Below are 23324 nucleotides of genomic sequence, written 5' to 3'. Positions count from 1 at the left end.
CCGCCGGCCGCATCCCTGAGGCGACCGCGTTGGTCTTGACATCCGGAAACGATCGTCGGAGTCTGTCTGACAACGTTGTCACACCGAAGGACCACCATGGACATATCCGAATTCGAATTGAGCAGGCGTCGGCTCCTCATCCTTGGCGGCGCCGTCGGCGCTGGACTCGCCATCGCCCGACCCGCCGCCACCGCCCAGGCCGCGCCAGCCGCCACCACGTCACCGGCCGCAGCCACTGACCCGGTCGCCAACACCTACCACGCGCTCCTGCTCGCCCACACTCGATGGTCGGAGGAGCAATGGGATCCGGCGATCAACGCGTACCGCCTCGCGGACTTCAGGTTCGCGGTCGTCCTCGGCAACGCGGTCCTGCTCACCTCGCCCGGGTACGACCCGGCGGCGGCAGGCGTCGACCGGGACACCCTGCACGGCCGCACCCTCGCCACCATCCGGCGGTACGCCGCTACCAACCGACTCGCCGGCGGCACCGAGTGGGGGCAGAAGCTCTTCTGGGACAGCACCTTCGAGCTGTACTTCATCCTGGCCGCCCGGCTACTCTGGGCCGAACTGGACGAGGTGACCCGCGACAACGTCGACCGCATCGCCCGCGGCCAGGCCGCGTACGCCCATTCCCTCGGCACCGGTAACGACCCGCTGAGTGGCAGTTGGACGCCGAACGGCCTCACCGGTGGCTGGGTCGGTGACACCAAGCTCGAAGAGATGGGCGTCTACGCCCAGGCGATCGCGCCCGGCCTGGCCTGGGCGACGGACGACCCCGCAGCAGCGGCGTGGCGCGAGCGGTTTCTGACGTGGACGATCAACGCGACCGGGCTACCTCCGGCCGACCGCGCCAACCCCGCCATCGTCGAGGGGCGGCCGGTCGCCGAGTGGAACACCGCCCACAACATCTACGACACCTTCATGGTCGAGAACCACGGCTCCTTCGGGCCGCACTACCAGGAAGAACTCTGGCGTACGGCGGGCCGTACCGCCGCGCACTTCCTGACGGCCGGCCAGCCGCTCCCCGAGGCCCTCACCCGGCAGCCCAACGGCGACCAACTGTGGCGGACCATGCGACTGATGGCCAGCGACGCCGGAGAGCCGTTCATGCCGATGGTCGCGGACCGCTACCACCTCTACGGCCGCGACGTCCTGCCGCTCGCCTTCCTCGCGCAGGTCCGGGGCGACCGGCACGCGGCCCGGGCCGAGGCGGACCTGGCCGACCGGCTCATGCCATACCTGAACTACCCGCCCGAGTACCGGCTCACCAAGTTCAGCGGCGAACCGAAGTACGAGCCCGAGGCGCGGGCCGAGGTCGCGATCAGCTACCTCTTCCACGCCTGGCGGGCAGCCAACGGCGGCGTGGTCAAGCCGGTTGACAGCAAGACCTTCTTCACCGCCGCGGCGGGCACCCGGGACTTCGGGGAGCAGGCCGGCCTGACCGCCCAGCAGACCCCGGCCGCGTTCGCCGCGGCGGTCAGCAAGACCGGGTTCGTGTCGTTCCAGTGGGCCCCCGCCCACGACAACTGGTTGTTCGACACGCGGGCCGCGTCGCTGCTGCCGCGGCAGTCCGCACCGGTCCTCGGCCGAGCCTCCGCCGAGTACACCGCGGCCCGGGACGGTGTCGACGCCACGGCCACCGTCCTGCGCGTCGCCGACGGCACCGCCGGATACGTCACGCTGCCCACCGGTACGGTCGTGTACGCCACCACCGGCATCGGTGCCGACGAGGGCGCGCTCACCCTGTTCAACCTGGACATGCCCGGCGTACCCGGGCTCACCGGCACCCGTACCTTCACCGGCGAACAGGGGTCCGTCACCCTGGCTGGACAACAGGGCGTCGGCGACGGCGGAACCGACCAGATCAGCTTCGCGTCTCGTCCAGCCAGGTACGTGCGGATGCTCGGCCGATCTCCCGCCAACCAGTACGGCTACTCGCTGTTCGCGTTCGCCGTGCTCGACGCCAACGGGGTCGACCTCGCCACCGGCCGGCCCACCACGGCCTCGTCCGCCGACCCCGCCTATCCGGCACCGCGCGCGACCGACGGCAACCCCGGAACCCGCTGGGCGGTCGCCCGGGAGGAACGCGGCCGACCGGACAGTTGGCTCGCCGTCGACCTCGGCGAGGCCACCGACGTCAGCGGCGTACGCCTGGACTGGGAGGCCGCGTACGGCACCCGGTACGCCATCCAGACCTCTCTGGACGGCACCACCTGGAGCGACGCGGCGGTTGTGCCGGACAGCCCGACCATCGCCGGCTCCTGGCTGGACGTCGACGGACGAGCGGGCCTGGTGGTCCACAACGGCCAGAATCCGATCACCGTGACCGCCACCACCGTCACCCTGTCCAGCGGACCGGCCACCGGCAGCACCCGGCTGATCATCGAGGGGTACGCGGGCGCGAACAGGTCGGCCCTGGCCGCCGCGGCGTCCCGAACCCTGCCCAGCGGCGGTCCGGAGGCGTTGCGGGTGAGTGACGCGGACGGATACCTGAGCCTGTTCAACCTCTCCGGCGACGACATCACGACGGCGGCCGTCACGCTTCCGCAGCACGACGCGCTGCGGCTGTACCACGGAAGCCAGGTCACCGGACCCGGGACCACCGACTACCAGGTCGACCTCGCCGCCGCCTCCGCACGCGTCGAGCCGCCCCGGTTCACCGCGACCGCGGCACGGCCCGCGAAGGCGATTCCCGCCGGTACCCGGTTCGACGTCACCGACTCGCACCGCGTCCGGATCACCGCACCCGCCGCGCACATCGTGGTGGTGCAGCTGGAGTCCGCGGCCGGCGGCGCCCGACGGCGGGTGACGGTGCCCGCCGGACGCAGCCGGGACGTCGCGTTCCCGGGTGGGACGGTGACGCCGACCAGCGACCTGGCCCGGTCTCGGACGACCTACCCGACGTCACCACTCCCGGCTGGCATGACCGACCCGTCGGCCGCCGTCGACGGCGACCCGGGTACCGCCTGGCAACCCGGCCCGACCGGCCGACTGGTGATCGACCTCGGATCGCTCCACGATCTGGCCTCGGTCCGCCTGACCTGGACCCCCGGTCGGCGGCGGCCGATCACCGTGGCCACCTCTGCCGACGGACTGGACTACGTGGCGGTCGCCTCGGTGCCGAAGCCGCGACCCGAGACCACCATCTCGACCAGGGCCTCCGGGCGGTACGTGGCGATCGCGGTCACCGACTGGCGGCCCGGTGACGCCCGGCTGACCCACGCGGAGGTGTTCGGTGCCTGACCCGGCGGGATCGACAACGGTCTGACACCCGAGGCTCGAATCGAGGGCGGCGGGGCTGGTGCGGACGCACCAGCCCCGCCGCCGACTGATTCAGCGCAGCGGGGTCAGACGGTCGGTGCCCAGGCGGTCCTGGAGGACCTTCGGGACCAGCACGCTGCCGTCGGCCTGCTGGAACTGCTCAAGGATGGCCGGGAAGAGCCGGCTCGTCGCCAGCGCCGAGCCGTTGAGGGTGTGCACGAAACGGGTCTGCTTGCCGCCCGGCTCGCGGTAGCGGATGGCCGCCCGACGCGCCTGGTAGTCGCCGGCCCAGGAGACCGACGACACCTCCTTGTACTTCCCGGTGCTCGGCATCCACACCTCGATGTCGAGGGTCTTCTTCATCGAGGCGCTGGCGTCGCCGGCCGAGAGCAGGGTGCGCTGGTAGTGCAGGCCCAGCCCTTCGACCAGGCTCTCGGCGTGAGCGAGCATCTCCTCCAGTGCGGCGTCGGCCTGCTCCGGAAGGGTGAACTGGAAGATCTCCACCTTGTTGAACTGGTGGCCGCGTACGGTGCCGCGCTCGTCCGAGTGTGAGCCGGCCGCCTCCCGGCGGTAGCACGGCGTGTACGCGAAACGCTTCAGCGGCAGCTTCGGCGTCTCCAGGATCTCGTCCTGGTACGCGCCGAGGATCGCCGTCTCCGACGTCGGCAGCAGGAACTGCCCACGCGGGGCGGACTCCCGGTCCAGGTGGTAGACGTCGTCGTAGAACTTCGGGAACTGCCCGGCGGCGAAGCCAGCCGTGTCGAGCAGCAGGTGTGGCGGCAGCAGGAACTCGTAGCCGGCCTTGACGTTCTCGTCGATGAGGAAGTTGAGCAGCGCCCACTCCAGCCGGGCACCCATCCCGGTGTACATCCAGAAGCCGGAGCCGCCGAGCTTCACGCCGCGCTCGTGGTCGACCAGGCCCAGCGCCCGGCTCAGCTCCACGTGGTCGCGGACCTTCTCGATCACCGGCGGCTCACCGAAGGTCTTGACGACCCGGTTGGCCTCCTTGCCGCCGGGAAGGACGTCGTCGGCGGGCAGGTTGGGCAGCTCGCTCATCGCGGTGCGCAGCCGCCCCTGCACCTCGTCCAGCTCCGACTCCAACTCGGAGAGCTGCCGGCGACCGGCCTCGGGCGCGGCGACGTCCGGCTCGCGCCCGGCGCGCTTCGCCTCCGCGTACGCCCGCGCCTCCGCCTTGCGGCGCTGCCGATCGGCGTCGATCTCCGTGATGAGGGCGCGTCGTTCCTGGTCGAGCCGCTGGATCTCGTCCAGGGCACGGGTGACCTCGGCGGGATCCAGACGCTTCGCCAGCGCGGTCGCCACCGCCTCGCGATCCTTCCGGATCAACTCCATGTCGAGCATGCTGCTCCGTACGCCTCCGTCCGGGGTCAGTTAGACCTCCCGATGCTACCGGTCGTGCCCCTTTCGACCCGGGACGGGGAGTGACGGACCCCGTTCAGAGCCGGATCGGCATCAGCACGGAGTAGGTGTCCGCGTCGTCCGGACGGCGTACGGCCAGCGGGGCGATCGGCCCGTCCAGCTCCAGCACCAGTTGCGGCGCGCCGCCCGCGTCCAACGCGTCCAGCAGGTAGCCACCGTCCACCCCGATCCGCAGCGCGTCGGTCCCCGGGTCGACGGCGGCGAGCAGTCGAAGCTCGCCGTGGTCGCCGACGCCGAGCACGGTGACCTTCCGGGTCGTGCCGTCGTGGTCGAGGGCGACCGTGGGGGCCGCCGGGTCGGCCAGCGCGGCGCGCAGCGTGGCCACGTCCACCGGGATCCGTCGCGCGGTCGGCCGCTCGCCGACGGACTGCCGCAGCAACCGGTGGTAGTCCGGGAAGTCGTACGGCAGGGCGGTGCCGGTGACCGTGCGGTCGGCCGCCCGCACCCGCAGGTCCGGGCCCGCCACGGTCAGCCGGACGGGCCAGGCGTCGGCGCTGTCGAGCAGTGGCCGGAGCTGGTCGACGAGGGCCACCGGCACGAACACCCGTACCGGCGGTCCGTCGACGTCGGCCCGGGCACGGGCCAGCGCGAGCCGGTACCGGTCGGTGGCGACGAGCCGGACGCCGTCGGGCTCCACGTCGAACAGCACGCCGGCGAGCATCGGCAGCTCCGGGTCGACGCCGACGGCGAAGCGCACCGCGTCGAGCGCGGCGGCCAGGGCAGCGGGGGAGACCAGGAGCGTGGTGGCGGTCGGCGGGGTCGGGTCCACCAGGGCCCGCAGCCGGTCGACCTCGCGACGCGCGTCGCTGAGCCCGTCGGCGAGCCGGCGCAGGTGCGCGTCGAGCAGTTGGTGCACCACGGCCGGCTCGGCGCGTACCGCGGCGGCGATCTCCGGAACCGGCATGCCGATCCGGCGCAGCCCGGCCACCAGTCGGGCCGGCGCGATCTGCTCGTCGGTGTACCAGCGGTAGCCGGTGACCGGGTCGACCAGGGTCGGCTCCAGCACCCTTGCCGAGTCGTAGAAGCGCAGGGCGCTGACGGTCAGACCACTGGCCCGGGCCAGCTCACCGATGCTGTGCAGGTCGCTCACGCTGGGCATCCTGCCCCCTCGACCCGGTCGAGGGTCAAGCCGAGCGGTCCAGCACCCGGAAGGTGAGCCCGGCCCGGACGAGCCGGTCGAGCAGCGCGTCGCCCATCGCGGCGACGGGGGTGAGCTGCCCGGCGGTCGGCGGCAGGTCGTCGAGCGCCAGGCACAGCGCCGACTCGGCGAGCATCTTCGCCGTCTCGTCGTAGCCCGGGTCGCCGCCGGCCACCTCGGTGACCACCCGCTGTCCGCCGCCGGTGCCGACGAACCGCACCCGGAACCAGGACGCCGCCCGCTGCTGGGCGCTGGGCCCCTGCCCGGAGGCGAGTCGACCGAGCAACCAGCGTCGACTGGGTGGCAGTTTCACCAGCCCGATCAGCGCGCCGAGCCCGGCCGCGCCGGCCAGCACGGTGGGCAGCCGCTTCACCGCCGCGAAGTGCCGGTAGCGGAAGTCCGGGCCGTACTCCGGGCGGGCCGCAGCCGAACGGCGGACCACCTGCGGGTCGATGGTCGGCAGCGGGACGGTCCAGATGCCCAGTTCGGCGGAGCGGGCCAGCCGGCCGGGCACCGCCCGGACCCGGCGGTCGGTGGGGCGCGGCTCGACCGCCCGGCGGTCCCGGGCGGCCTGGCTGGCCTGGGCGGTACGGGAGAACGCGGTGAGCGCCGAGTGGTACGTGCCGGCGGAGAACCGACCACCGGCGCGCACGTACCCGTCCACGGTGATCGGCACGTCGGCGGGCAGCTGCTTGACCGTGAACCAGGCTCCCAGGTCGTGCGGGACCGAGTCGAAGCCGCAGGCGTGCACCAGCCGCGCGCCGGTGCCTGTCGCCTCGGCGTGGTGACGCACGTACATCAGGTCGACGAACTCCGGTTCGCCGGTGATGTCCAGGTAGTCGGTGCCGGCCCGGGCGCAGGCTGCGACCAGCGGTTCCCCGTGGTGGATGTACGGGCCGACCGTGCTGGCCACCACCCGGGTGCTCTCCGCCACCGCACGCAGCGACGCCGCGTCGGTCACGTCGGCGGTGAGTAGCGGCAGCCCGGCCAGCGTCGGGTCGATCGCGGCGAGCCGGTCCCGGACGGCGGCGAGACGCTGCGGGTTGCGCCCGGCCAGCGCCCAGCGCAGCCCGGCCGGCGCGTGCCGGGCCAGGTATTCAGCGGTCAGACCGCCGGTGAACCCGGTCGCCCCGAACAGCACCACGTCGTACGTCCGCTCCCCAGCCATCCCCGGAGTCTGCCATTCGTGGCCCCCGATGGCAGATCACGAAGCGGCCGTCAGGGCGTGAACACGGCGCGTACACAACCGTCGGCCCGGTCCCGGAACAACGCGTACCCGTGGGGGGCCTGCTCCAACGGCAACCGGTGGGTGGCTAGATGCTCGGTACGCAGCTCGTCGCGGGCCATCCGGTCCAGCAGCATCGGCACGTCGCGCAGGTCCGGCCGACGCGCACCGCGCAGCGTGAGTCGGCGGTCGGTCACCGTGCCCAGCGGAAACGCGTCGACGAAGCCGGCGGTCGCGCCGAGCACCACCACGGCGCCGCCCTTGCGGCAGGCGTGTACGGCCTCCCGCAGCGCGTCCGGTCGGTCGGCGGTGTGGCCACCGAACCGGTCGACCACCGATCGGGCGGGCGGCGTACCGACCGCCACCACACACACGTCCGGACCACGTCCGCCGCTGCGGTCGCGCAGCTCCGCCGCGACGTCGGTGCGGCGGTAGTTCAGCGGCTCCGCAGCGCAGTGCCGCTCGGCCATCCGCAACCGCTCCTCGTGGCGGTCCACCACCAGCACCCGGGCGGCACCGCGCAGCACCGCCGCCCGGGCGGTCAACTGGCCCACCGCCCCGGCGCCCCAGATCGCCACCACGTCGCCCGGACGCACCGTCCCCAACTCCGCCGCCAGCCACCCGCTCGGCGCGGCGTCGGCGGCGAACACCGCCCGGTCGTCGTCGACCTCGTCCGGCACTCCGAACGCGCCCACGTCGGCGTACGGCACCCGCACGTACTCGGCGTGACCACCGGCGAACCCGCCCGCCGCTCGGGGCCGGCCGAAGCAACCGGCGTCGGAACGCTCCCAGTCGGGGTCCGCGCTCGGCGGGTCGGCGCTGCCGTTGTCGCAGCAGGAGTGCAGGCCCTGACGGCAGTACCAGCAGCCGCCGCAGGCGACGATCGCTGCCACGACCACCCGGTCGCCGGTGCGGTGCCGGCGGACCCCGGGCCCGACCTCGACCACCTCGCCCAGGAACTCGGCCCCGAGCACGTCACCGGCCCGCAGTAGCGGGTCCCGACCGGCCAGCATCGGCAGGTCCCCGCCGCAGGTGGCGCTGCGCCGAACCCGGACGATAACGTCCCGTTCGTTGCGCAGCTCCGGGTCGGGCACCTCGCGTACCGCCACCTCGTCGGCGGCGACCCAGCACAGCGCCCTCACCCGCGCACCTCGGGGCGGTCCAGCGGGGACCGGTCCGCACGCAGCACCTCGCCGGCCTCCACGCGCTGCTTGACCTGGCGCAACGTCCGGCGCACCAGCAGCCCCGGGTCGTCGCCGACCAGGTGCGCGGCCAGCCCGGCGGGCGGCGGGCCGCCGGCCACCGGCCGAGCGGCCAACTCCGTCCCCCGGTCGCCGGGCGCCGGCCGCACCCGCACCTCGATCGCCCCGTCCAACCGGCGTAGGGGTTCGGGCCAGCGACCGTCCGCAAGCACCTGCTCCGGCGGCCGGTCGACCGTCACCACCTCCCACCGAGCCGGCGCGACAGGGTCGCCGTCCGCGTCGGTCGGGCGGCGCGCGGCGGCATCGCCGTCCGCGCCGGGCCAACCCAGCCACCGGGGTACGCGCAGCAGCCGCGCCGCCCCGGCCAGCGCACCGCTGCCCAGGGCGGGTCCCGCCCGCGCCAGCCGTCCCATCGGTCCCATCCGTCCTCCCCGTCCGCACACCGCGGCCGCCACCACCAGGGCGGCTGCCACGTCCCCCGATCGTCGGTCCCGGTCGGGTGAAGCGTGCTCGCCCGGAAGGGGTGAACCGCCCTGCGCCGGGTAACCGCCCGCCGACCGGGGGCGGAACGTGCGGTGGGGGTGGGGCCGGGTGCCGGAACAGGAACGCGTGCGGGTCGAGCCGGCGGCGGGGCCGCCGCTGCTCGCGTCCCGGCTGACACCGGCCGTGCCGCCGGCACCGGTGGTGGCCCGGCCCCGCCTGCTGCGCCGGTTGGACGAGGGCAGCGCGGGACCGGTCACCCGGATCGCTGCTCCCGCCGGTTGGGGCAAGACCACCCTGCTCGCCTCCTGGGTGCGGCTGGGTGGCGCTCCGGCCGACGTCGAACCGGGCGCGGTCGTGCCCGACTCCGGTCAGCTGACCCCCGAGGCGGGCCCCGTCCCGGCGTGGGTGTCCGTGGAGGTCGGCGACGACGGCGACCGGCTCTGGGCGTACCTCGCGGCGGCGCTGCGTTCGGCGACCGGCTCGACGGAGAGCGGGCCGGTGCCCGACCGGTCGCCGCGCCCGGAGCACCTGGAGGCGCTGGCCGCTTCGCTCGCTGCCGCGGACCGGCCGGTGCTGCTGATCCTGGACGACCTGCACCGGGTCACCGACCCGGCCGCGTTGAGCGGGTTGGAGTTCCTGCTGCGCCACGCCGAGCAGCGGCTGCGGCTGGTGATCGGCGCGCGGGCCGGCTTGCACCTTCCGCTGCACCGGCTTCGCCTCGCCGGCGAGCTGACCGAGATCGGCCCGGACGAGTTGGCGTTCACCGACGACGAGGTGGCCGACCTGCTCACCGCGCACGGTGCGGCGCTACCGGCGGCCGCCGTGCACCGTCTGCGGGATCGGACCGGAGGGTGGCCGGCCGCGCTGCGCATCGCGGCCCTGGCGGTACGCGGTCAACCCGACCCGGAGCGCTGGGTGGGACAGTTCGGCGGCGACCAACCGGAGATCGCCGGCTACCTGCACGAGGAGGTGCTCTCGACGCTCGACCCGGCCGAGCAGGACCTGCTGCGGCGTACCGCCCTGGTCGACACCGTCTGCGCCGACCTGGCCGAGGCGCTGACCGGCCGCGCCGACGCCGGGCAGGCGCTCACCGATCTCGCCGGGGCCGGTGGTCTGCTGCACCGGGAGGACACCCGCCCGCCCTGGTACCGGTGCGAGCCCCTGCTCGCCGACCTGCTCCGCGCCGACCTGGCGCGGTTGCCCGCCGACGAGCTGCGCGAGCTGCACGCTCGGGCCGCCGACTGGTACGTGGGCGACGGCCGGCCGTCCGACGGTCTGCGGCACGCGTTGGCCGCCGGCCGGTGGGACCTGGCCGGTGACCTGTTCGTCGCGCACTGGCCGGAGCTGACCCGCTACGACCGTGATCCGGTGCCCGCCCCGGCCCCCGGGTCACCACCGGCGGAGGTGGTCCGCGCCGATCCGGAGGTGGCGTTGGCCTGTGCCGCCGAGCGCGCGTACGCCGGCGATCTGGCGGCCGCCACCGGCCACCTACGCGCGGCGGCCGGACACGCCGCGGGCCTTCCCGTGCCGCGTCGCGACCGGTTCCTGCGGTTGGTCACCGCGCTGGAGGTGAGCGTGGCCCGGCTCGCCGACGACCCGGCGGAGGTGAGGGCCGCCGCCGCCCGACTGCTGCGAACCCGCCCGGCGGGCGCCACACCGACCCGGGTGCCGGACTCCGCGCCGAGCGCGCCGGCCAACTCCGCGCCCACCACCGGTGGGGGCGGCGCGGCCGACGACGCGGACCTGAGGGCGTTCACCGGCACCGCCCTGGGGCTGGTCGAGCTGGCCGACGGTGCGTTGCCGACCGCCCGCTTCGTCCGGGCCCGGGCGGCGGCTCGGGAGGCCGGCCGGCCGCGTACCGAGTTGGTCGGCGCCAGCCGCGCCGCACTGCTGCTGGCAGTTCGCGGTGAGCTGCGAGCAGCAGAGCAGGCGGCCCGGGACGCACTGGGCATGCCGCCCTGCCGGGGCTGGTCCTGTCGGCTCGACTGTGCCTACGCGTACCTGGCGTTGGCCCTGGTGGCGCTGCTGCGGGACCAGCCCGAAGAGGCTACCGCGAACCTCGCTCTCGCCGGCCCGGCGCTCGGCGTCGCCGACGGGCGGGTCGGCAGCGCCGAGACGGGTACCGGCGACGACTGGCTCGCCGCTGCCCCCGGCGAGCCCGTGGCGGCGGCGGTGGCCGCCCTGTGCCGGGCGCAGTTGCACCGCGACGCCGGCGACCCGGCAGCCGGCCAGCGGCTGCTCGTCCGGGCCGGTGCGGCACTGGTCGACCGGCCCTCCGCCACGGAGCTGACCAGCCTCCTGCGCGCCGCCGAGGCCGAACTGCGCGCCGAGCGGGGCGACCTGGACGCCGCCCGCGACCTGCTGACCGGTGCCGCCGCGGACGGCACCGACCCGGTGCTCGCGGTGACGGTGGCGAAGGTGGAACTGCTCGCCGGCGACACCGCCGCTGCTGGTCGGGCCCTACCGGGCTGGCAGTCGCCGACGGCCACGGCCTGGCCGCTGCCGGTACGCCTGGACGCGGGACTGCTGGACGCCGTGCTGGCCGAGCAGGCCGGGGACGGGCGTCGGGCCGGCCGGGTCCTGGAACAGGTGCTGGACCTGGCCGGCCCGCAGGGCTGCCGGCGGGTCTTCACCCGCGCCGCGCCACCCGTGCGGGACCTGCTGGCCGCCCACCTGGACGCGGGCACCGCGCACTTCGCGCTGGTCAGCGACCTGGTCCGAGGGGCCAGCACGACAACTGCCCGGCCGGCCGCCGCGCCCAGGGGCATGCTCGACGAGCCGCTCACCGAGCGGGAGCTCACCATCCTGCGCTACCTGCAGAGCATCCTGTCCAACGTGGAGATCGCCAGTGAACTGTCGCTCTCGGTCAACACGGTGAAGACCCACGTCCGCAACATCTACCGAAAACTCGACGCGACCCGCCGACGTGAAGCGGTCCGGCGGGCGCGCGAGTTGCGGCTGATCTGAGCGGGTCGGCGGTCAGGCGTTGCCGGCGGCGTCCACGGCCGTCAGCAGGTCGGGCAGGTCGTAGCCGCCGTCGTGCCGGACGCCGTTGACGAACAGGGTGGGTGTGCCGTTCACTCCGCTGCGGATGCCGCCCACGAAGTCCCGGCGTACGCGGTCCGCGTGCGCACGGGCCTCCACCTCGGCGTTCAACTCCTCCGGGGGCAACCCGACCTGCTCGACACCGAGCGAGAGGTGCACCGGGTCGAGCTGGTCCTGGTGCTCGTAGAGCCAGTCGTGCATCTCCCAGAACCGCCCCCGCACCCCGGCGGCCTCGGCCGTCTCGGCGGCGCGTTCGGCGTACGGGTGCACGTTGGCGATCGGGAAGTACCGGTAGACCAGCCGTACGGTGTCGGCCCGCTGCCGCAACAACTCGTGCAGATTCGGGTACGCCGCACCGCAGAACTGGCACTGGAAGTCGCCGTACTCGACGACGGTGACCGCGGCGTCGGCCGGCCCTCGGACGTGGTCCTCGGCGGTCACCGGATCCCGGAGTCGGGCGGTGACCTGCAGTGGCGTGGTCATCCGGTCGTCACCTTCCGGTCGGCGGCGAGTTGGTCCAGTGCGTCGAAGATGCCGTCGGCGCCCGGGTTCACCTCGGGCGGCGAGAGGTAGCTCCAGGCCACCGTCCCGGCCGGGTCGAGGACCACGAGCGCGCGGGCGGCCTCACCCCGCGGCTGGTACGCGCCGTAGGCACGGGCCACCTCTCCCTTGGGCTCGAAGTCGGCCAGCAGTGGGAACTCGATGCCCTGGCTCTGCGCGAACGCCCGGTGCGACCAGATGCCGTCCACCGAGAGGCCGAGCACGACCGCCTGGTACTGCGCGAAGACGGGTGCCGCGGACTGGTAGAGCGACATCTGGTCACCGCAGACCGGGCTCCAGTCGGCGGGGTAGAAGGCGAGCACGACCGGTCGGCCCCGGAACTGCTCAGGCCCCACCAGGTCCCCGTCCGGGGTGGCCGGCAGGGTGAAGCCGGGGGCGGCGTGTCCCGGTTGGATCAACCCGTTCGGATCACTCATGCCTCCAGCCTGCTCCCGGGGTGGGTGAGGCGGACTCACCCACCCCGGGTGGTTTCCACTCGCCGATGGCTCGCGCAGCGCCCACCCGGCGCTGGCCGCCCGCACAGCGTCTACTCAGCGCTCGCCAGTCGCTCGCTCAACGCAGCACCGGGGTGACCGCGATGTGGTTCTGCACCTCGCGGATGCCGGGCGCGGACCACGCCACCTGCTCGACCTCGGCCCGCTCGGGCATCGAGTGCACCAGTCCGGCGAGCACCGCCGTGTCGCCGTGCACCCGGACGCTGATCCGTTCGGCCTCGGTCGCCCCGGCTCGGGCGAGGGCGTCGACGATCCGCTCGGCCAGGTTTCGACCGTCCGGCGCGGCGGCCGGTTGGACGGCGATGCCGTTGCTCACCCCGCGTACGCCGGTCAGCCGGCCGACCGCCCGTTCGGCGGCGCGGCGCTGGTACTCCCACTCGACGTCGCCGTGCAGCGTCACCCAACCGGCCGAGACGGTGACCTGGAGCTTCTCGATGGGCACGAACGCATCCCATTCCAGTGCGTGGCTGGCGGCGGCGGCCAGGTCGCGGTCGGTGCGCTCCGCGCCGGTGGCCAGTTGTACGGCCAGGTCGTTGGCGACGGCCCGGACCTGGGCGACCCGGTGCGCGGCGCGTTCGGCAGCCCACTTCTTCGCATAGCTGTCCACCCGGCCGGTCAGCGTGACGACGCCCTCGGCGACGGTCACGCCGATCTCGTGCGGCTGCACCCGCGGTTCCCAGGTCAGCTCGTCGAGTACGGCGGACTGGATGTCCTGGTCGGTGCGGCTGATCTCCGCGATGGCCATCTGTCCTCCTCCCGTGCTCCGATGGCGAACCGGGCGGCGATTCGCAGCCGGAGGCCCGCCGACGTCGAACCTGCCGCCGCACCGGGTGAACCGTCCTCGCCCGGAATGGGTGACGGCACGGATGCTCGATGATGTCCGTCCATGGGAGCGCTTCCATCACGAGCGTGTTTCGGTTACGGTAATTGCGTTCCTCGATCGCGGGAGCCGTCGCGTCGGGTGGTGGAGCCAGGGCAGCTCCGTCCGTCCCCGGCGTCGTGCCCGTCCCCCGGGCCACGGCGTTCCCGATCGGTCGACCCCGTCCCCCGGGGTGTGCCCCACCACCACCACCATCACCACCACCCGAGCACCGGTCCGCCGGGCCGCCTGAGGGGTCCGGCACCCGGCGGACCGGCCCCACCCCGTACCGACCTCAGCGGTACGGGCCCCGTTCGACCTGGGTCGATCGGGGCCCGTGGGATGCGGTGCGGGGGAGCGTGGTGGTCAGACCGCCGGGGAGTTGGGGCGGTCGACGTCGACGAACTCCACGTCGTCGACGGGGGAGTCGTCCCGGCTGCCGGCGGCCCGCGCGGCGGAACCGACGGCCCACCCGACCGCCGCGCCGACCAGAGCCGCACCGATCAGCAGTGTCCAGGGCAGAGCCGGTTGGCGACCGGCGAGTGCGTCGAAGGCCAACGAGGCGCGACGGCGCGCCTCCTCGGCCGCGGAGCCCACCAGGTCACCGGCTCCATCGGCGAGGTCGCCGCTGTTGCGACGGGCCGACCGCGCGGTGTCCCGCACACTGTCTCCGGCGTGGCTGACAGCGGAGGCCAGGTGTTCCCAGGCCAGGTCCGCGATCCGCTCCGGCTTGCTGCGGCGGTCCAGCAGGTTGGTTCCGAACATCGTGGTTACCTCCTCGGGTGCCGAAGCCGCCGGCCACTTCGGACTTCGGCGTCTGTTCAGCGCGTCACGGTTCGCCTACCCCGCCAGTGCCCAGGGGTGCCCGGGCGCAAACCCGGCGCGCCGAGAAGTCAGCGCACCGCCACTGCCGCAACGCCTCGGGCGAAATCGTCGTCGTCATCGTCGTCATCCCCGTCGCCACCGCCGAAACCGCAGGCCAGTACGAGGGCAAGCAGGACGCCGACTCCAGCCAGCCCGGCAAGTCGCTTGATCATTGAAGGTCCTCTCCGTCACGGGGGGTGTCCCGGCCGATGCTAGGACGGGTCGGCAACCATGGGCACCGATCGGGGCGGGCGGTCGCGGACGACACGCCGGTCGCACACGGGATAGGTGTACGTCGTGGGCCGGTTGTCGGGCGTGCCGGGCCCGGACGGCTACCCTGGTCCGGCGACGCGTCGGCTACGACATGATCGGCGAGGCGCAGATAACGAAAAGTGTTGAGTAATCAGATACTGAAAAGTACGGATATGGGCCCCTTTGTGGGCTCGGATCCGCGAATTGCTCATCCCGAGGGGTGGCGACCGAGGCCGTTGGAGGAATACTCTCGGTCGCGGCCCGCGTACTGATGAGGCGCCCGGGGGACGGGCGGGTGGAGGTGCTCGCGTGAGCCTGTCGATCGTGAAGTCGGTTTTGTCCGGTGGTGTCGTGGAGATCGCCCCGCGGGGTGAGATCGACGTAGACACAGCGTACGAGGTGCGCGAAGCGATCGCGGAGGTGCTGGCCAAGGGCCGACCCCTGCGCATCGAGCTCAACATGAGGCTGGTCACCTTCATCGACTCCGTCGGCATCAGCGCCATGGTCGCCGGCTTCCAGACGGCTGAGGTCAGCGACGTCAAGCTGGTGGTCACCGAACCGAGCCGGTTCGTGCACCGGCAGCTCTGGGTGACCGGCCTGCTCGGCCTGTTCGGTGCCCCGGAGCCCTACTTCGCCGGTGCCGCCACCCCCGAGGTGCTGCCCGGCGCCTGAGCGCACCGGCCACCCGTCACGGTTGTTCGTCCAGCCCGGTCAGGTCGACGTCGGTCGCCTCGCTGACCGCCCGGATGGCCGTCACCGAGGCGTACCCGGCGGCCAGCAACGCCACGTCCGTGCCGGGCTGCGCGGCCTGCCCCGGCTCCTCCAGCGAGGTACGCACGAAGCCGTGGCCGGATTCGGCCACCGTCATCTGCACCTGACCGAAGCTGGCCAGCGCGCCCCGACGCACGCCGCGCAGCCGCTCGTGCGGCAGGTCCGGTGCGTTCACGTTCAGCACGCTCTCGATCGGCGCGGAGGTCAACCGGGGGAGCAGATCCAGCGCGACCCGCGCGGCGGTGCTCCAGTGCCGTTCGGCGTCCCGTACCCGGGCGGCGGCATCCACGGCAGCGCCGCCGCTCGCCGCGGTCGCCTCACCCGCGGAGAGCACGTCGAGGGAGACCGCCATCGCGCGGCACCCGTTCGTGGCCGCGGTGAACGCGGCCCCCACCGTTCCCGAGTGCAGCACCGCTCGGCCGGCGTTGGCGCCACGGTTGATGCCGGAAAGCACCACCGACGGCGGTGGGCCGAACGCGCCGTGCAGGGCGATCAGCGTGATGAAGCCGGGGGAGCCGCCGACTCCGTACGCCGGCACTCCCGCGAGGTCCGGTAGCGGGTGGTCGTTCACGACGACCCGTCCATCCCGTTCCATGGCGCTCATCGCGGCGCTGGTGCCGCTCGCCTCCTCCAGCGGCGCGGCGACCACCACGTCCAGGCCGCGCTGCACGGCCGCCCAGGCGAGTGCCTGGATGCCCGGCGCAGCGATGCCGTCGTCGTTGGTGATGAGCACCCGCAGGGTCATCGGTCGACCACCCGGTCGGCCAACTCGTCGGGGGTGGTCCGCTCCTGTTGCCGGCTGTCCGCCGGCACCAGTCGGACCCGATCCACCAGGCCGTTGATCGAGTCCAGCCGCCCGGTACCCAGGCCGTGCCGGGTCACGTTCAGCGCGCCGGCCGCAGCGCCGGTCCGGATGGCGGTCCGGATGTCCCCGCCGCTGGCCACGATGGCGGCGACCCCGGCGGTCATCGAGTCGCCCGCGCCACGCGGGTCGGCGGCCTCCAGGCGGGGCATCTCGACCTCGAACAGTTCCCCGTCGATGAGCGCGAGCGCCGGCTGGTCGGCCCGGCTCACCACCACCGTCTCGGCACCGGCCGCGTGCAGCTCGTACATGGCCCGGGTCAGTTCCACGCTGTCGTCGGTGCGGGCGCGGCCGTCGCGGATCAACTCCTCGTGGCTCACCTTGAGGAAGAACACGCCGCTCTCCAGCACCGCGGAGAGATGATCGCCGGAGAGGTCGACCACCACCCGACCGCCGTTCGCGCCGAGGTCCGCAGCGAAACGCCGGTACAGGTCGGCGGGGACGAGCCACGGCGCGTTCGGTCCGCTGAGGATGCTCACCGCCGCCCGCAGGCCCTCCCCGAGGGCGAGGTTGTACAGCTCGTCGAGTTCGTGTCGGCTCAACGGCTGCCCGGGTACGTCGGCGATCTCCTGCCGGGATCCGCCCCGGCGGTCGTGCACGTACCCGCCGCTGCCGGAGTCACGGACCACCACCTTCAGGTCGACGCCCTCGCTGACCAGGAGCGGCTCCAACACCTGGCCGATCTCACCGCCGAGGGCGGCGCAGAGCACCACGTCGACACCGAGGGAGATCACCATCCGGGCCTGCCAGACGCCCTGCCCGCCGGGGTGCAGGTGCAGCTCGGGGTGTTCGTTGGGCTGGTCCACAGTCACCGTCAGCTGTGGAGTGGGCGCGAAGACCATCACGTGGCCGCCCGCCGGATCGTCGCCGTCCATGGTGTCCGCCTCCGACGCGGTTGGGGGTTTTCTTCTTGAACGACCCTAATGCGACAGCCGGTGACGTGGTGTCCGATCGCGCCGGGTCCGCCCCCGGAGGCGTTGCCAGCCAGACATCGGTACGGGACGATCGGGCGACCAACGGCGGCGGGAGACGGTGTGCTCAGCAGCGATACCTTCAGCTACACCGTCCAGGCCCGGTGCTCACCCGCCGAGGCGGCGGCGCTGCTCAGCGACCTGACCCGGCAGGGCGAGCTGCACCCGCTCATCGTCCGGGTCCGCCGGGTGCCACCCCGTCCCGGCGCCCAGGCCAGCTACACGATCAACGACCGGTTGGCGGCCGGGCCGCTGCGCCTCCGGACCACCTACCACGCGGACGTGCTGATCAGCGAGGCCGACGAGATCGTCATGGTGGCCCGCCAGTGGCCGGCCACCACGGTACGCAACCACACCCGGCTGCGCGCCGAGCCGGACGGCCTGGTCCGGATCGACGTGGAGATCACTCTGACCGCGCCGACGCCGCTGTTCCGCTACGCGTTTCGCCAGGCCCGAGCCGCCCACCTCGCCCTGGCCACCCGGCTGGGCGCGGCCCTCGACCGCGCCGACAACCCCCCGCCCGCCGCCTGACCCACCCGTGCCGAGCGCGCGGGTCCGTGTCGAGCGCCCGGGTCCGTGCCGAGCGCCCGGGTCCGTGCCGAGCGCGCGGGTCCGCACAAGATCCCAAGGTCACGCTTCATCATGGATGTAGTGGCCTCGGAGCGTGAGGAGACCACTACATCATGGTTGCAGCGCGATCATGGCGCGGTCAGGGCACCCTGGGCGCCGAGTTGCGGGCGCTGCTCGCGGTCGTCGTCCGGGTGACCTGCCGTCGGCCCCACGGCTTGTAGGTGGACAGCGCCGTCGCGATGATCATGAGGCTGGTCGACACCGCCGGCGCGATGACCAGGTCGGCGCGATCCCGGTCGGGCAGGGCGGCGCCCAGTGCTGCGGCGTGTCGCAGGTTCGGGGTGAGCAGGAACAGCACCAGTCCGACCATCACGGTGGTGAGCACGAGCTTGACCAACACCCACCGGTAACGCAGCAGGCCCCACGGTGTGAGCAGCGCGCTGGCGACACCGATCAGCCAGACCAGGACACTCAACGGCGCGAACAGGACGGTGCCGACCACCGCGCCGACCGGGTAGAAGACGGCCGGGTCGCCACCCCGCTGCACGGCGATGCCGAGGGTGAGCAGCACCAGGTCGGCGCCGAGCCAGCCCAGCGAGGTGACCAGATGCAGGGTGAGCAGCGCCTTGCGGGCCGTGGGTGGGATCCGAGGCATACCGCGATGCTGCCCGCCGACCTCGGCCGGGTCGTCCGACCACCGACGACATCAGGTGTACGCCCGGCGACGTAGCCGTGGCCGGTGCCCCGCGACCGGGGCGCCGGCCACGGGTGGTCAGTAGACCGACAGGTGTACGTGGTTGGTGTGGTCGGTGGACGGGGTGCCGTTAGCGCCGCTGTACGACTTCCACCCGCTGCTGGGTAGCCAGATCTGTCGGTACCAGATCACGTACAGCACGGCGAGCCGGTCGGCGTTGCGGATGAAGTACGCGGCCAGGTTGTTGCCGTACGTCTTGTCGCCGCCGGTGGCGTTCCCGCCGAAGCCGCTCTTCTGCGCGGCGAAGTCGCAGGCTCGGCCCTTCGGGTGTTCACCGGAGCCTCCGTTGCGGTGGCAGGAGACGTACCGGGTGAAGCCGGCGGCCTTGGCCTGGTTGAGGGCGTGCAGGGTACGCGGTGTGATGCAGCCGCTGGCCGGCGTCGGGTCGTCGACGCTGCACGACTCCTTCGGCCAGGAGCCGTCGGAGTTGCGCGGTGCGGCCTTCGCGTTGCTGGTGGAGGTGCCCCGGTTGGAGTCGGTGTCGGCGGTGGTCTGCGGCTTCGGGGCGGTGGCGACGGTCAGGGCCCGTTCGGCCTGCTCCTTGCGCTTGGCCATCACCGCGACCTGCTTGCGTTGTTCGTTGATCTCACCGTCCAGGGCGACCCGGGTGCGGTTGGCCTGCTCCTTGCTGGCGAGGAGGTCGCGCAGCACCCGGTCCTCGTTGGCGGCCACCGCGTCCAGGGCGGCGGCCCGATCCATGAAGCCTTCCGGGCTGTCGCTGTTGAGCAGCGCCGAGATCGCGCTGAGTCGGCCGGTGCGGTACGCGACGCCGGCGATCTCGCCGACCTTGCCGCTGCGCTGGTCGAGCTCCACCTCAAGGGTCTTCAGTTGGGTGGTGAGCTGCTGCTGCCGCTGCACGGAGGCGTCCAGGGCGCGCTTCGCGTCCAGGTAGCCCTTGCTGGCGGCCTCGAGTTGGGCGCGAAGCGCCGGAGTGCCGCCCTCTTCGTCGGAGTCGGGTGCGGCGGCCCGTTGGCCGGCCGGGGGAGCGGCCGAGGCGGTGCCGGCCGGGAGCGCGACGCCGAGGGCGAACATCGCGACGATCAGGGCCGCCAGTCGGGCGGCAGGTGGTCGTGCTGGTGCCACTGTGCAGTCCTTCCGTCAGCCGCCGACCGGGTTAGCTGACGGGTTCGGGACGGAAGATCCCTACCGCTGACGCGGATGCACCCCAGGAACATGGTTCCCCGGTTCGCCCGTGCGGGCGATTAGGCGACGACCACCACCGGCGCCGGGAGGCGCCGCCTGGTGGCGGCCGGGACCGAGCCTACCGGTACCGGTGGGGCGGCTGCAGCGAATGTGACGGACGGTGCGTGCGTCGTGACGGGGAGCCGCCGTCACCACTCAGTGGAGCCGCACGCCCCGGAAGCGGCGCCCGGCTCGATCTGCAGGGTCGCGTGCTCGATCCGGAAGTCGTCGTGCAGGGCGGTGCGCGCGGCGGTGAGCACCGCGCCGACCTCCGCGCCGGGCTCCATGGTCAGGTGTGCGGAGGCCACGTCCATGCCCGAGGTGAGCGTCCAGACGTGCAGGTCGTGCACCTCGACCACGCCGGGGACCGCGGCCAGCCGGTCGTGCACGGCGGTCACCTGGAGGTGTTCCGGTGCGGCCTGCACCAGGATGCGGATGGCTGCCCGGGCCAGCCGCCAGGTGCGCGGCAGGATGAACACGCCGATGGCGACGGCGACCAGCGGGTCGGCCCACCACCAGTCGGTGACGGTGATGAGCAGCGCCGCGCCGATCACGCCGACCGAGCCGAGCAGGTCGCCGAGCACCTCCAGGTAGGCGCCCTGGATGTTGATGCTCTCCCGTGCGGCGGAGCGGAGCAGGGCGAAGGCGACGACGTTCGCGAGCAGGCCGAGCACGGCCACCGCGAGCATCGGGCCGGTGATGACCTCGTGCGGGTTGCCGAAGCGGCGGATCGCCTCGATCACCACGTAGACCGCGACGCCGGAGAGCAGGACGGCGTTGGCCAGCGCGGCGAGCACCTCGAGTCGGTAGAGCCCGAAGGTGCGCTGCGGGTCGCCGGTGGCCCGCCGGGTCGCGGTGATCGCGGCGAGTGCCATCCCGATGCCGAGCACGTCGGTGAACATGTGCCCGGCGTCGGAGAGCAGGGCGAGCGATCCGGTGTGCAGGGCGGTCACCGCCTCGACCACCATCAGGGTGGCGAGCAGTCCGAATGCCGCCCAGAGTCGACCCCGGTGCTGGTGTGCGGCATTGGCGACGGACCCGTGGTGGTGGTCATGACCTGCGCCCACGTGAATTACCTTCCGCCGCCATCCCGGGTCCGGTCCAATGTATGTTCGCATCGCAATGTGTGCAAGTGTTTGGGTGGCGTCTCCCCCCGACGGCACCCGGACAGGTCAGCCGGTCGGGTCGATGGTGGTGAGGCGCTGGGTGGCCCGGGACAGCGCCACGTACAGGGTGCGTACCCCGGCACCCGGATCCGCCCGGATCTCGCTCGGGGCGACCAGCACGACTCCGTCGTACTCCATGCCCTTGGCCTCCAGGCTGGTGACCACCTGCAACCTCGGCGCGTCGAGCGCGTCGAGCCAACCGGCCACCTCGTCCCGACGCGGCACCGGCGTGATCACGCCGACCGTGCCCTCCACCTCGGCCAGCAGCTCGGTGGCGGCCTGCACGGTCGCGGTCGCCAACCCCGTCGGGGGCACCACCAGCTCGACCGGATCGATCCCGGTGGAGCGGACGGCGGTCGGCAGCGGCAGGTCCGGGTAGAGCCGCCGGATCTCCGCCGCCGCCACCGCGAAGATCTCCGAGGAGTTGCGGTAGTTGGTGGTGAGCGTGAAATCGTGCCGCTTGCGCCGGCCCAGTGCCTGGTCCCGAGCGCGGTCCAGTTCGTCCGGGTCGCCGGTCCACGCGGTCTGCGCCGGGTCACCCACCACGGTCCACGAAGCCAGCCGACCACGGCGACCGATCATCCGCCACTGCATCGGTGAGACGTCCTGTGCCTCGTCGACCACCACGTGGGCGTAGTCCCGGTAGTCCTCCGGACGCTCCCGGGCCGCGGCCCGGGCGGCCCGCTGCCGGTCGGCCGCGGTGCTCAGCTCCCGAACGCCGCCAGCCAGCTGGAACGGGTCGCGACGGGCCCGGGCCGGCTGCGCGGGCTTGCCGAGCAGCGCGTCCAACTCGTCCAGCAGCGCGATGTCGGCGATGGTCAGCCCGGTCGAGTCGAGGTCCCGGTACGCGGCGGTGAGCATCCGGATCTCCGCGTTGGAGAGGATGCCCCCGGCGTAGCGACGCAGCCGGTCCGGCTGGGTCAGCCAGCCGAGCACGTGCCGAGGGTGCAGACGAGGCCACCAGGCCTTGAGGAATTCCCGGAACTCCGACCGCTCGGCGATCTCCGCCTCGAAGGCCCGCTGCTCCGGCAGTCGGGTGATGCCCACCTCACGGGCCTGCGCCCAGAGCGCGGCGAACACCCCGTCGAAACCGGCCCGGCGCACCTCGTTGCGTCGGGCGCCCCGGTGCAGCGCGCGGTCCCGGATCCGGTCCAGCGTCGTCCGGTCCAGCCGCAGCAGCGTGCCCCGGTAGAGCAGGCGCAGCTCAGCCGGGCCACCCGGCACCGCGTCCCGGGCCGCCCGCTCCAGCACCCGACGCATCCGCAGTGAACCCTTCACCGCCGCCACCTCCGGCGGATCGGGGCGGGTGGCGGTCATCCCCGGGAAGAGGGTGCCCAGCGAGTGCAGGGTCGCGGTGTCCTCACCGAGCGACGGCAGCACCGAGCCGATGTACTCCACGAAGACCGACGACGGGCCCACCACCAGGATGCCGCCGCCCGCGTACCGGCTGCGGTCGGAGTAGAGCAGGAACGCGGCCCTGTGCAGCGCGACAGCTGTCTTGCCGGTGCCGGGGCCGCCCGCGACGATCGTCACCCCGGAGCCGGGCGAGCGGATCGCCTCGTCCTGCTCCCGCTGGATGGTCGCCACGATGTCCCGCATGCCCCGGCCGGTGGCCTTGGACAGGGTGGCCAGCAGGGCGCCGTCACCGACGACAGTCATCCCCTCCGGGGCGGCGCCCGGGTCCAGCAGGTCGTCCTCGATCCGGGTGACCCGTTCGGCGCGGGACTGGATCGTACGGCGACGCACCACGTCCAGCGGCTGCGCCGGGGTGGCCTGGTAGAAGGCGGCGGCGGCCGGCGCCCGCCAGTCGACGACCAGCGTGCGGGCGTCCTCGTCCCGGATGCCGAGCCGCCCGACGTGCAGCACCTGACGGTCGCGCAGGTCCAGCCGGCCGAAGACCAGCCCCTCGTGCTCGGCGTCCAGGGTGTGCCGCCGCTGCGCCGCGTGGAACACCATCGCGTCGCGCTCGACCAACGCGCCGTGCGTGCCCACCCGGGCCATCCGGTAGCCGTCGCGCTCGGCGCGGACCGCCGACTGCCGCAGCTCGGCCAACCGCGCGTACACCCGGTCGAGGTGGCGTTGCTCGACGGCGATCTCCTGCTCCAGGCCGGTCTGGTCGGTCAACGCACGCTCCTTCGACTGTCGCCGGCAGGCGGCGGGAACCGCGCAAGCCAACCGCAGAAGGGTACGGCCCCGCGCCCGACCCGCCGCGCCCGAGGTGCGGGAA

General features: G+C 73.3%; 20 protein-coding genes and 1 riboswitch. Of the genes, 5 read left to right on the top strand and 15 right to left on the bottom strand.

Annotation, left to right across the window (positions count from 1 at the left end):
• The first annotated feature begins 96 nt into the window (after window positions 1-96).
• Complete coding sequence (locus O7614_RS25745; RefSeq protein WP_278141008.1) at window positions 97-3243, top strand: discoidin domain-containing protein; 3147 nt, start codon at window positions 97-99, stop codon at window positions 3241-3243.
• Between the two features lie 90 nt (window positions 3244-3333).
• On the opposite strand, the gene serS is transcribed toward O7614_RS25745, so the two are convergent.
• The 5 genes from serS to O7614_RS25720 form a co-directional block, all read right to left on the bottom strand.
• On the bottom strand, window positions 3334-4620 hold the full coding sequence (gene serS, locus O7614_RS25740; protein WP_278141007.1) for a serine--tRNA ligase: 1287 nt from the start codon (window positions 4618-4620) through the stop codon (window positions 3334-3336).
• Between the two features lie 94 nt (window positions 4621-4714).
• Window positions 4715-5797 carry a MerR family transcriptional regulator gene (locus tag O7614_RS25735; RefSeq protein WP_278141006.1) on the bottom strand — a complete coding sequence of 361 codons (1083 nt, stop codon included), beginning with the start codon at window positions 5795-5797 and terminating at the stop codon, window positions 4715-4717.
• 25 nt (window positions 5798-5822) lie between these two features.
• Window positions 5823-7004: a saccharopine dehydrogenase NADP-binding domain-containing protein gene (locus O7614_RS25730; RefSeq protein ID WP_278141005.1), complete on the bottom strand. Its 1182-nt coding sequence runs from the start codon at window positions 7002-7004 to the stop codon at window positions 5823-5825.
• Window positions 7005-7054: 50 nt separating this feature from the next.
• Entirely contained in the window at window positions 7055-8203 is a 1149-nt protein-coding gene (locus O7614_RS25725) for an alcohol dehydrogenase catalytic domain-containing protein (RefSeq protein WP_278141004.1), read from the bottom strand.
• The gene (locus tag O7614_RS25720) at window positions 8200-8685 is read right to left on the bottom strand and encodes a hypothetical protein (RefSeq protein ID WP_278141003.1); all 486 of its coding nucleotides are present in this window, start codon (window positions 8683-8685) and stop codon (window positions 8200-8202) included. The genes O7614_RS25725 and O7614_RS25720 overlap by 4 nt, the downstream gene beginning before the upstream one ends.
• A gap of 169 nt (window positions 8686-8854) precedes the next feature.
• Between O7614_RS25720 and O7614_RS25715 the strand changes: the two genes are divergently transcribed.
• A complete protein-coding gene (locus O7614_RS25715) occupies window positions 8855-11713 on the top strand; it encodes a LuxR C-terminal-related transcriptional regulator (RefSeq protein WP_347404375.1) in 2859 nt (952 codons plus the stop codon).
• A gap of 12 nt (window positions 11714-11725) precedes the next feature.
• Here O7614_RS25715 and O7614_RS25710 read toward each other — a convergent pair whose 3' ends face one another.
• The 4 genes from O7614_RS25710 to O7614_RS25695 all read right to left on the bottom strand — a co-directional run bounded on the left by O7614_RS25710 (window position 11726) and on the right by O7614_RS25695 (window position 14470).
• Window positions 11726-12274: a DsbA family protein gene (locus tag O7614_RS25710; RefSeq protein ID WP_278141002.1), complete on the bottom strand. Its 549-nt coding sequence runs from the start codon at window positions 12272-12274 to the stop codon at window positions 11726-11728.
• Complete coding sequence (locus O7614_RS25705) at window positions 12271-12768, bottom strand: redoxin domain-containing protein (protein ID WP_278141001.1); 498 nt, start codon at window positions 12766-12768, stop codon at window positions 12271-12273. Before O7614_RS25705 ends, O7614_RS25710 begins: the two co-directional genes overlap by 4 nt.
• Window positions 12769-12904: 136 nt before the next feature.
• Window positions 12905-13591: a BON domain-containing protein gene (locus tag O7614_RS25700; RefSeq protein ID WP_278141000.1), complete on the bottom strand. Its 687-nt coding sequence runs from the start codon at window positions 13589-13591 to the stop codon at window positions 12905-12907.
• Between the two features lie 480 nt (window positions 13592-14071).
• Window positions 14072-14470: a hypothetical protein gene (locus tag O7614_RS25695; RefSeq protein ID WP_278140999.1), complete on the bottom strand. Its 399-nt coding sequence runs from the start codon at window positions 14468-14470 to the stop codon at window positions 14072-14074.
• Window positions 14471-14556: 86 nt separating this feature from the next.
• Between O7614_RS25695 and O7614_RS25690 the strand changes: the two genes are divergently transcribed.
• Together O7614_RS25690 and O7614_RS25685 are read left to right on the top strand one after the other, a co-directional pair.
• Window positions 14557-14745, top strand: a complete 189-nt coding sequence (locus O7614_RS25690) for a hypothetical protein (protein ID WP_278140998.1) — start codon at window positions 14557-14559, stop codon at window positions 14743-14745.
• Window positions 14746-15130: 385 nt separating this feature from the next.
• Complete coding sequence (locus O7614_RS25685; protein ID WP_030330302.1) at window positions 15131-15493, top strand: STAS domain-containing protein; 363 nt, start codon at window positions 15131-15133, stop codon at window positions 15491-15493.
• A gap of 16 nt (window positions 15494-15509) precedes the next feature.
• Here O7614_RS25685 and O7614_RS25680 read toward each other — a convergent pair whose 3' ends face one another.
• Both O7614_RS25680 and O7614_RS25675 read right to left on the bottom strand, forming a co-directional pair.
• On the bottom strand, window positions 15510-16337 hold the full coding sequence (locus O7614_RS25680) for a 5'/3'-nucleotidase SurE (RefSeq protein ID WP_278140997.1): 828 nt from the start codon (window positions 16335-16337) through the stop codon (window positions 15510-15512).
• A complete protein-coding gene (locus O7614_RS25675) occupies window positions 16334-17329 on the bottom strand; it encodes a PfkB family carbohydrate kinase (protein ID WP_278140996.1) in 996 nt (331 codons plus the stop codon). The genes O7614_RS25680 and O7614_RS25675 overlap by 4 nt, the downstream gene beginning before the upstream one ends.
• A 159-nt stretch (window positions 17330-17488) precedes the next feature.
• Between O7614_RS25675 and O7614_RS25670 the strand changes: the two genes are divergently transcribed.
• A complete protein-coding gene (locus tag O7614_RS25670) occupies window positions 17489-17956 on the top strand; it encodes an SRPBCC family protein (protein WP_278140995.1) in 468 nt (155 codons plus the stop codon).
• Window positions 17957-18134: 178 nt separating this feature from the next.
• On the opposite strand, the gene O7614_RS25665 is transcribed toward O7614_RS25670, so the two are convergent.
• From O7614_RS25665 to O7614_RS25650, 4 genes are all read right to left on the bottom strand, one after another.
• Window positions 18135-18650, bottom strand: coding sequence for a hypothetical protein (locus O7614_RS25665; protein WP_278140994.1), 516 nt, complete (start codon window positions 18648-18650; stop codon window positions 18135-18137).
• 117 nt (window positions 18651-18767) lie between these two features.
• On the bottom strand, window positions 18768-19781 hold the full coding sequence (locus O7614_RS25660; protein WP_278142383.1) for a hypothetical protein: 1014 nt from the start codon (window positions 19779-19781) through the stop codon (window positions 18768-18770).
• A gap of 55 nt (window positions 19782-19836) precedes the next feature.
• Window positions 19837-19968: riboswitch (cyclic di-AMP (ydaO/yuaA leader) on the bottom strand.
• A gap of 112 nt (window positions 19969-20080) precedes the next feature.
• A complete protein-coding gene (locus O7614_RS25655; RefSeq protein WP_278140993.1) occupies window positions 20081-20998 on the bottom strand; it encodes a cation diffusion facilitator family transporter in 918 nt (305 codons plus the stop codon).
• A 105-nt stretch (window positions 20999-21103) separates the two neighbouring features.
• Window positions 21104-23221: an AAA family ATPase gene (locus O7614_RS25650; RefSeq protein WP_278140992.1), complete on the bottom strand. Its 2118-nt coding sequence runs from the start codon at window positions 23219-23221 to the stop codon at window positions 21104-21106.
• Window positions 23222-23324 lie beyond the last annotated feature (103 nt).

Origin of the sequence: Micromonospora sp. WMMD961, from assembly GCF_029626145.1 — a bacterium.
Taxonomy (GTDB): Bacteria; Actinomycetota; Actinomycetes; order Mycobacteriales; family Micromonosporaceae; genus Micromonospora.
The sequence above is the reverse complement of the archived record's forward strand: the minus strand, read 5'-3'. Positions and strand labels throughout refer to the sequence as shown.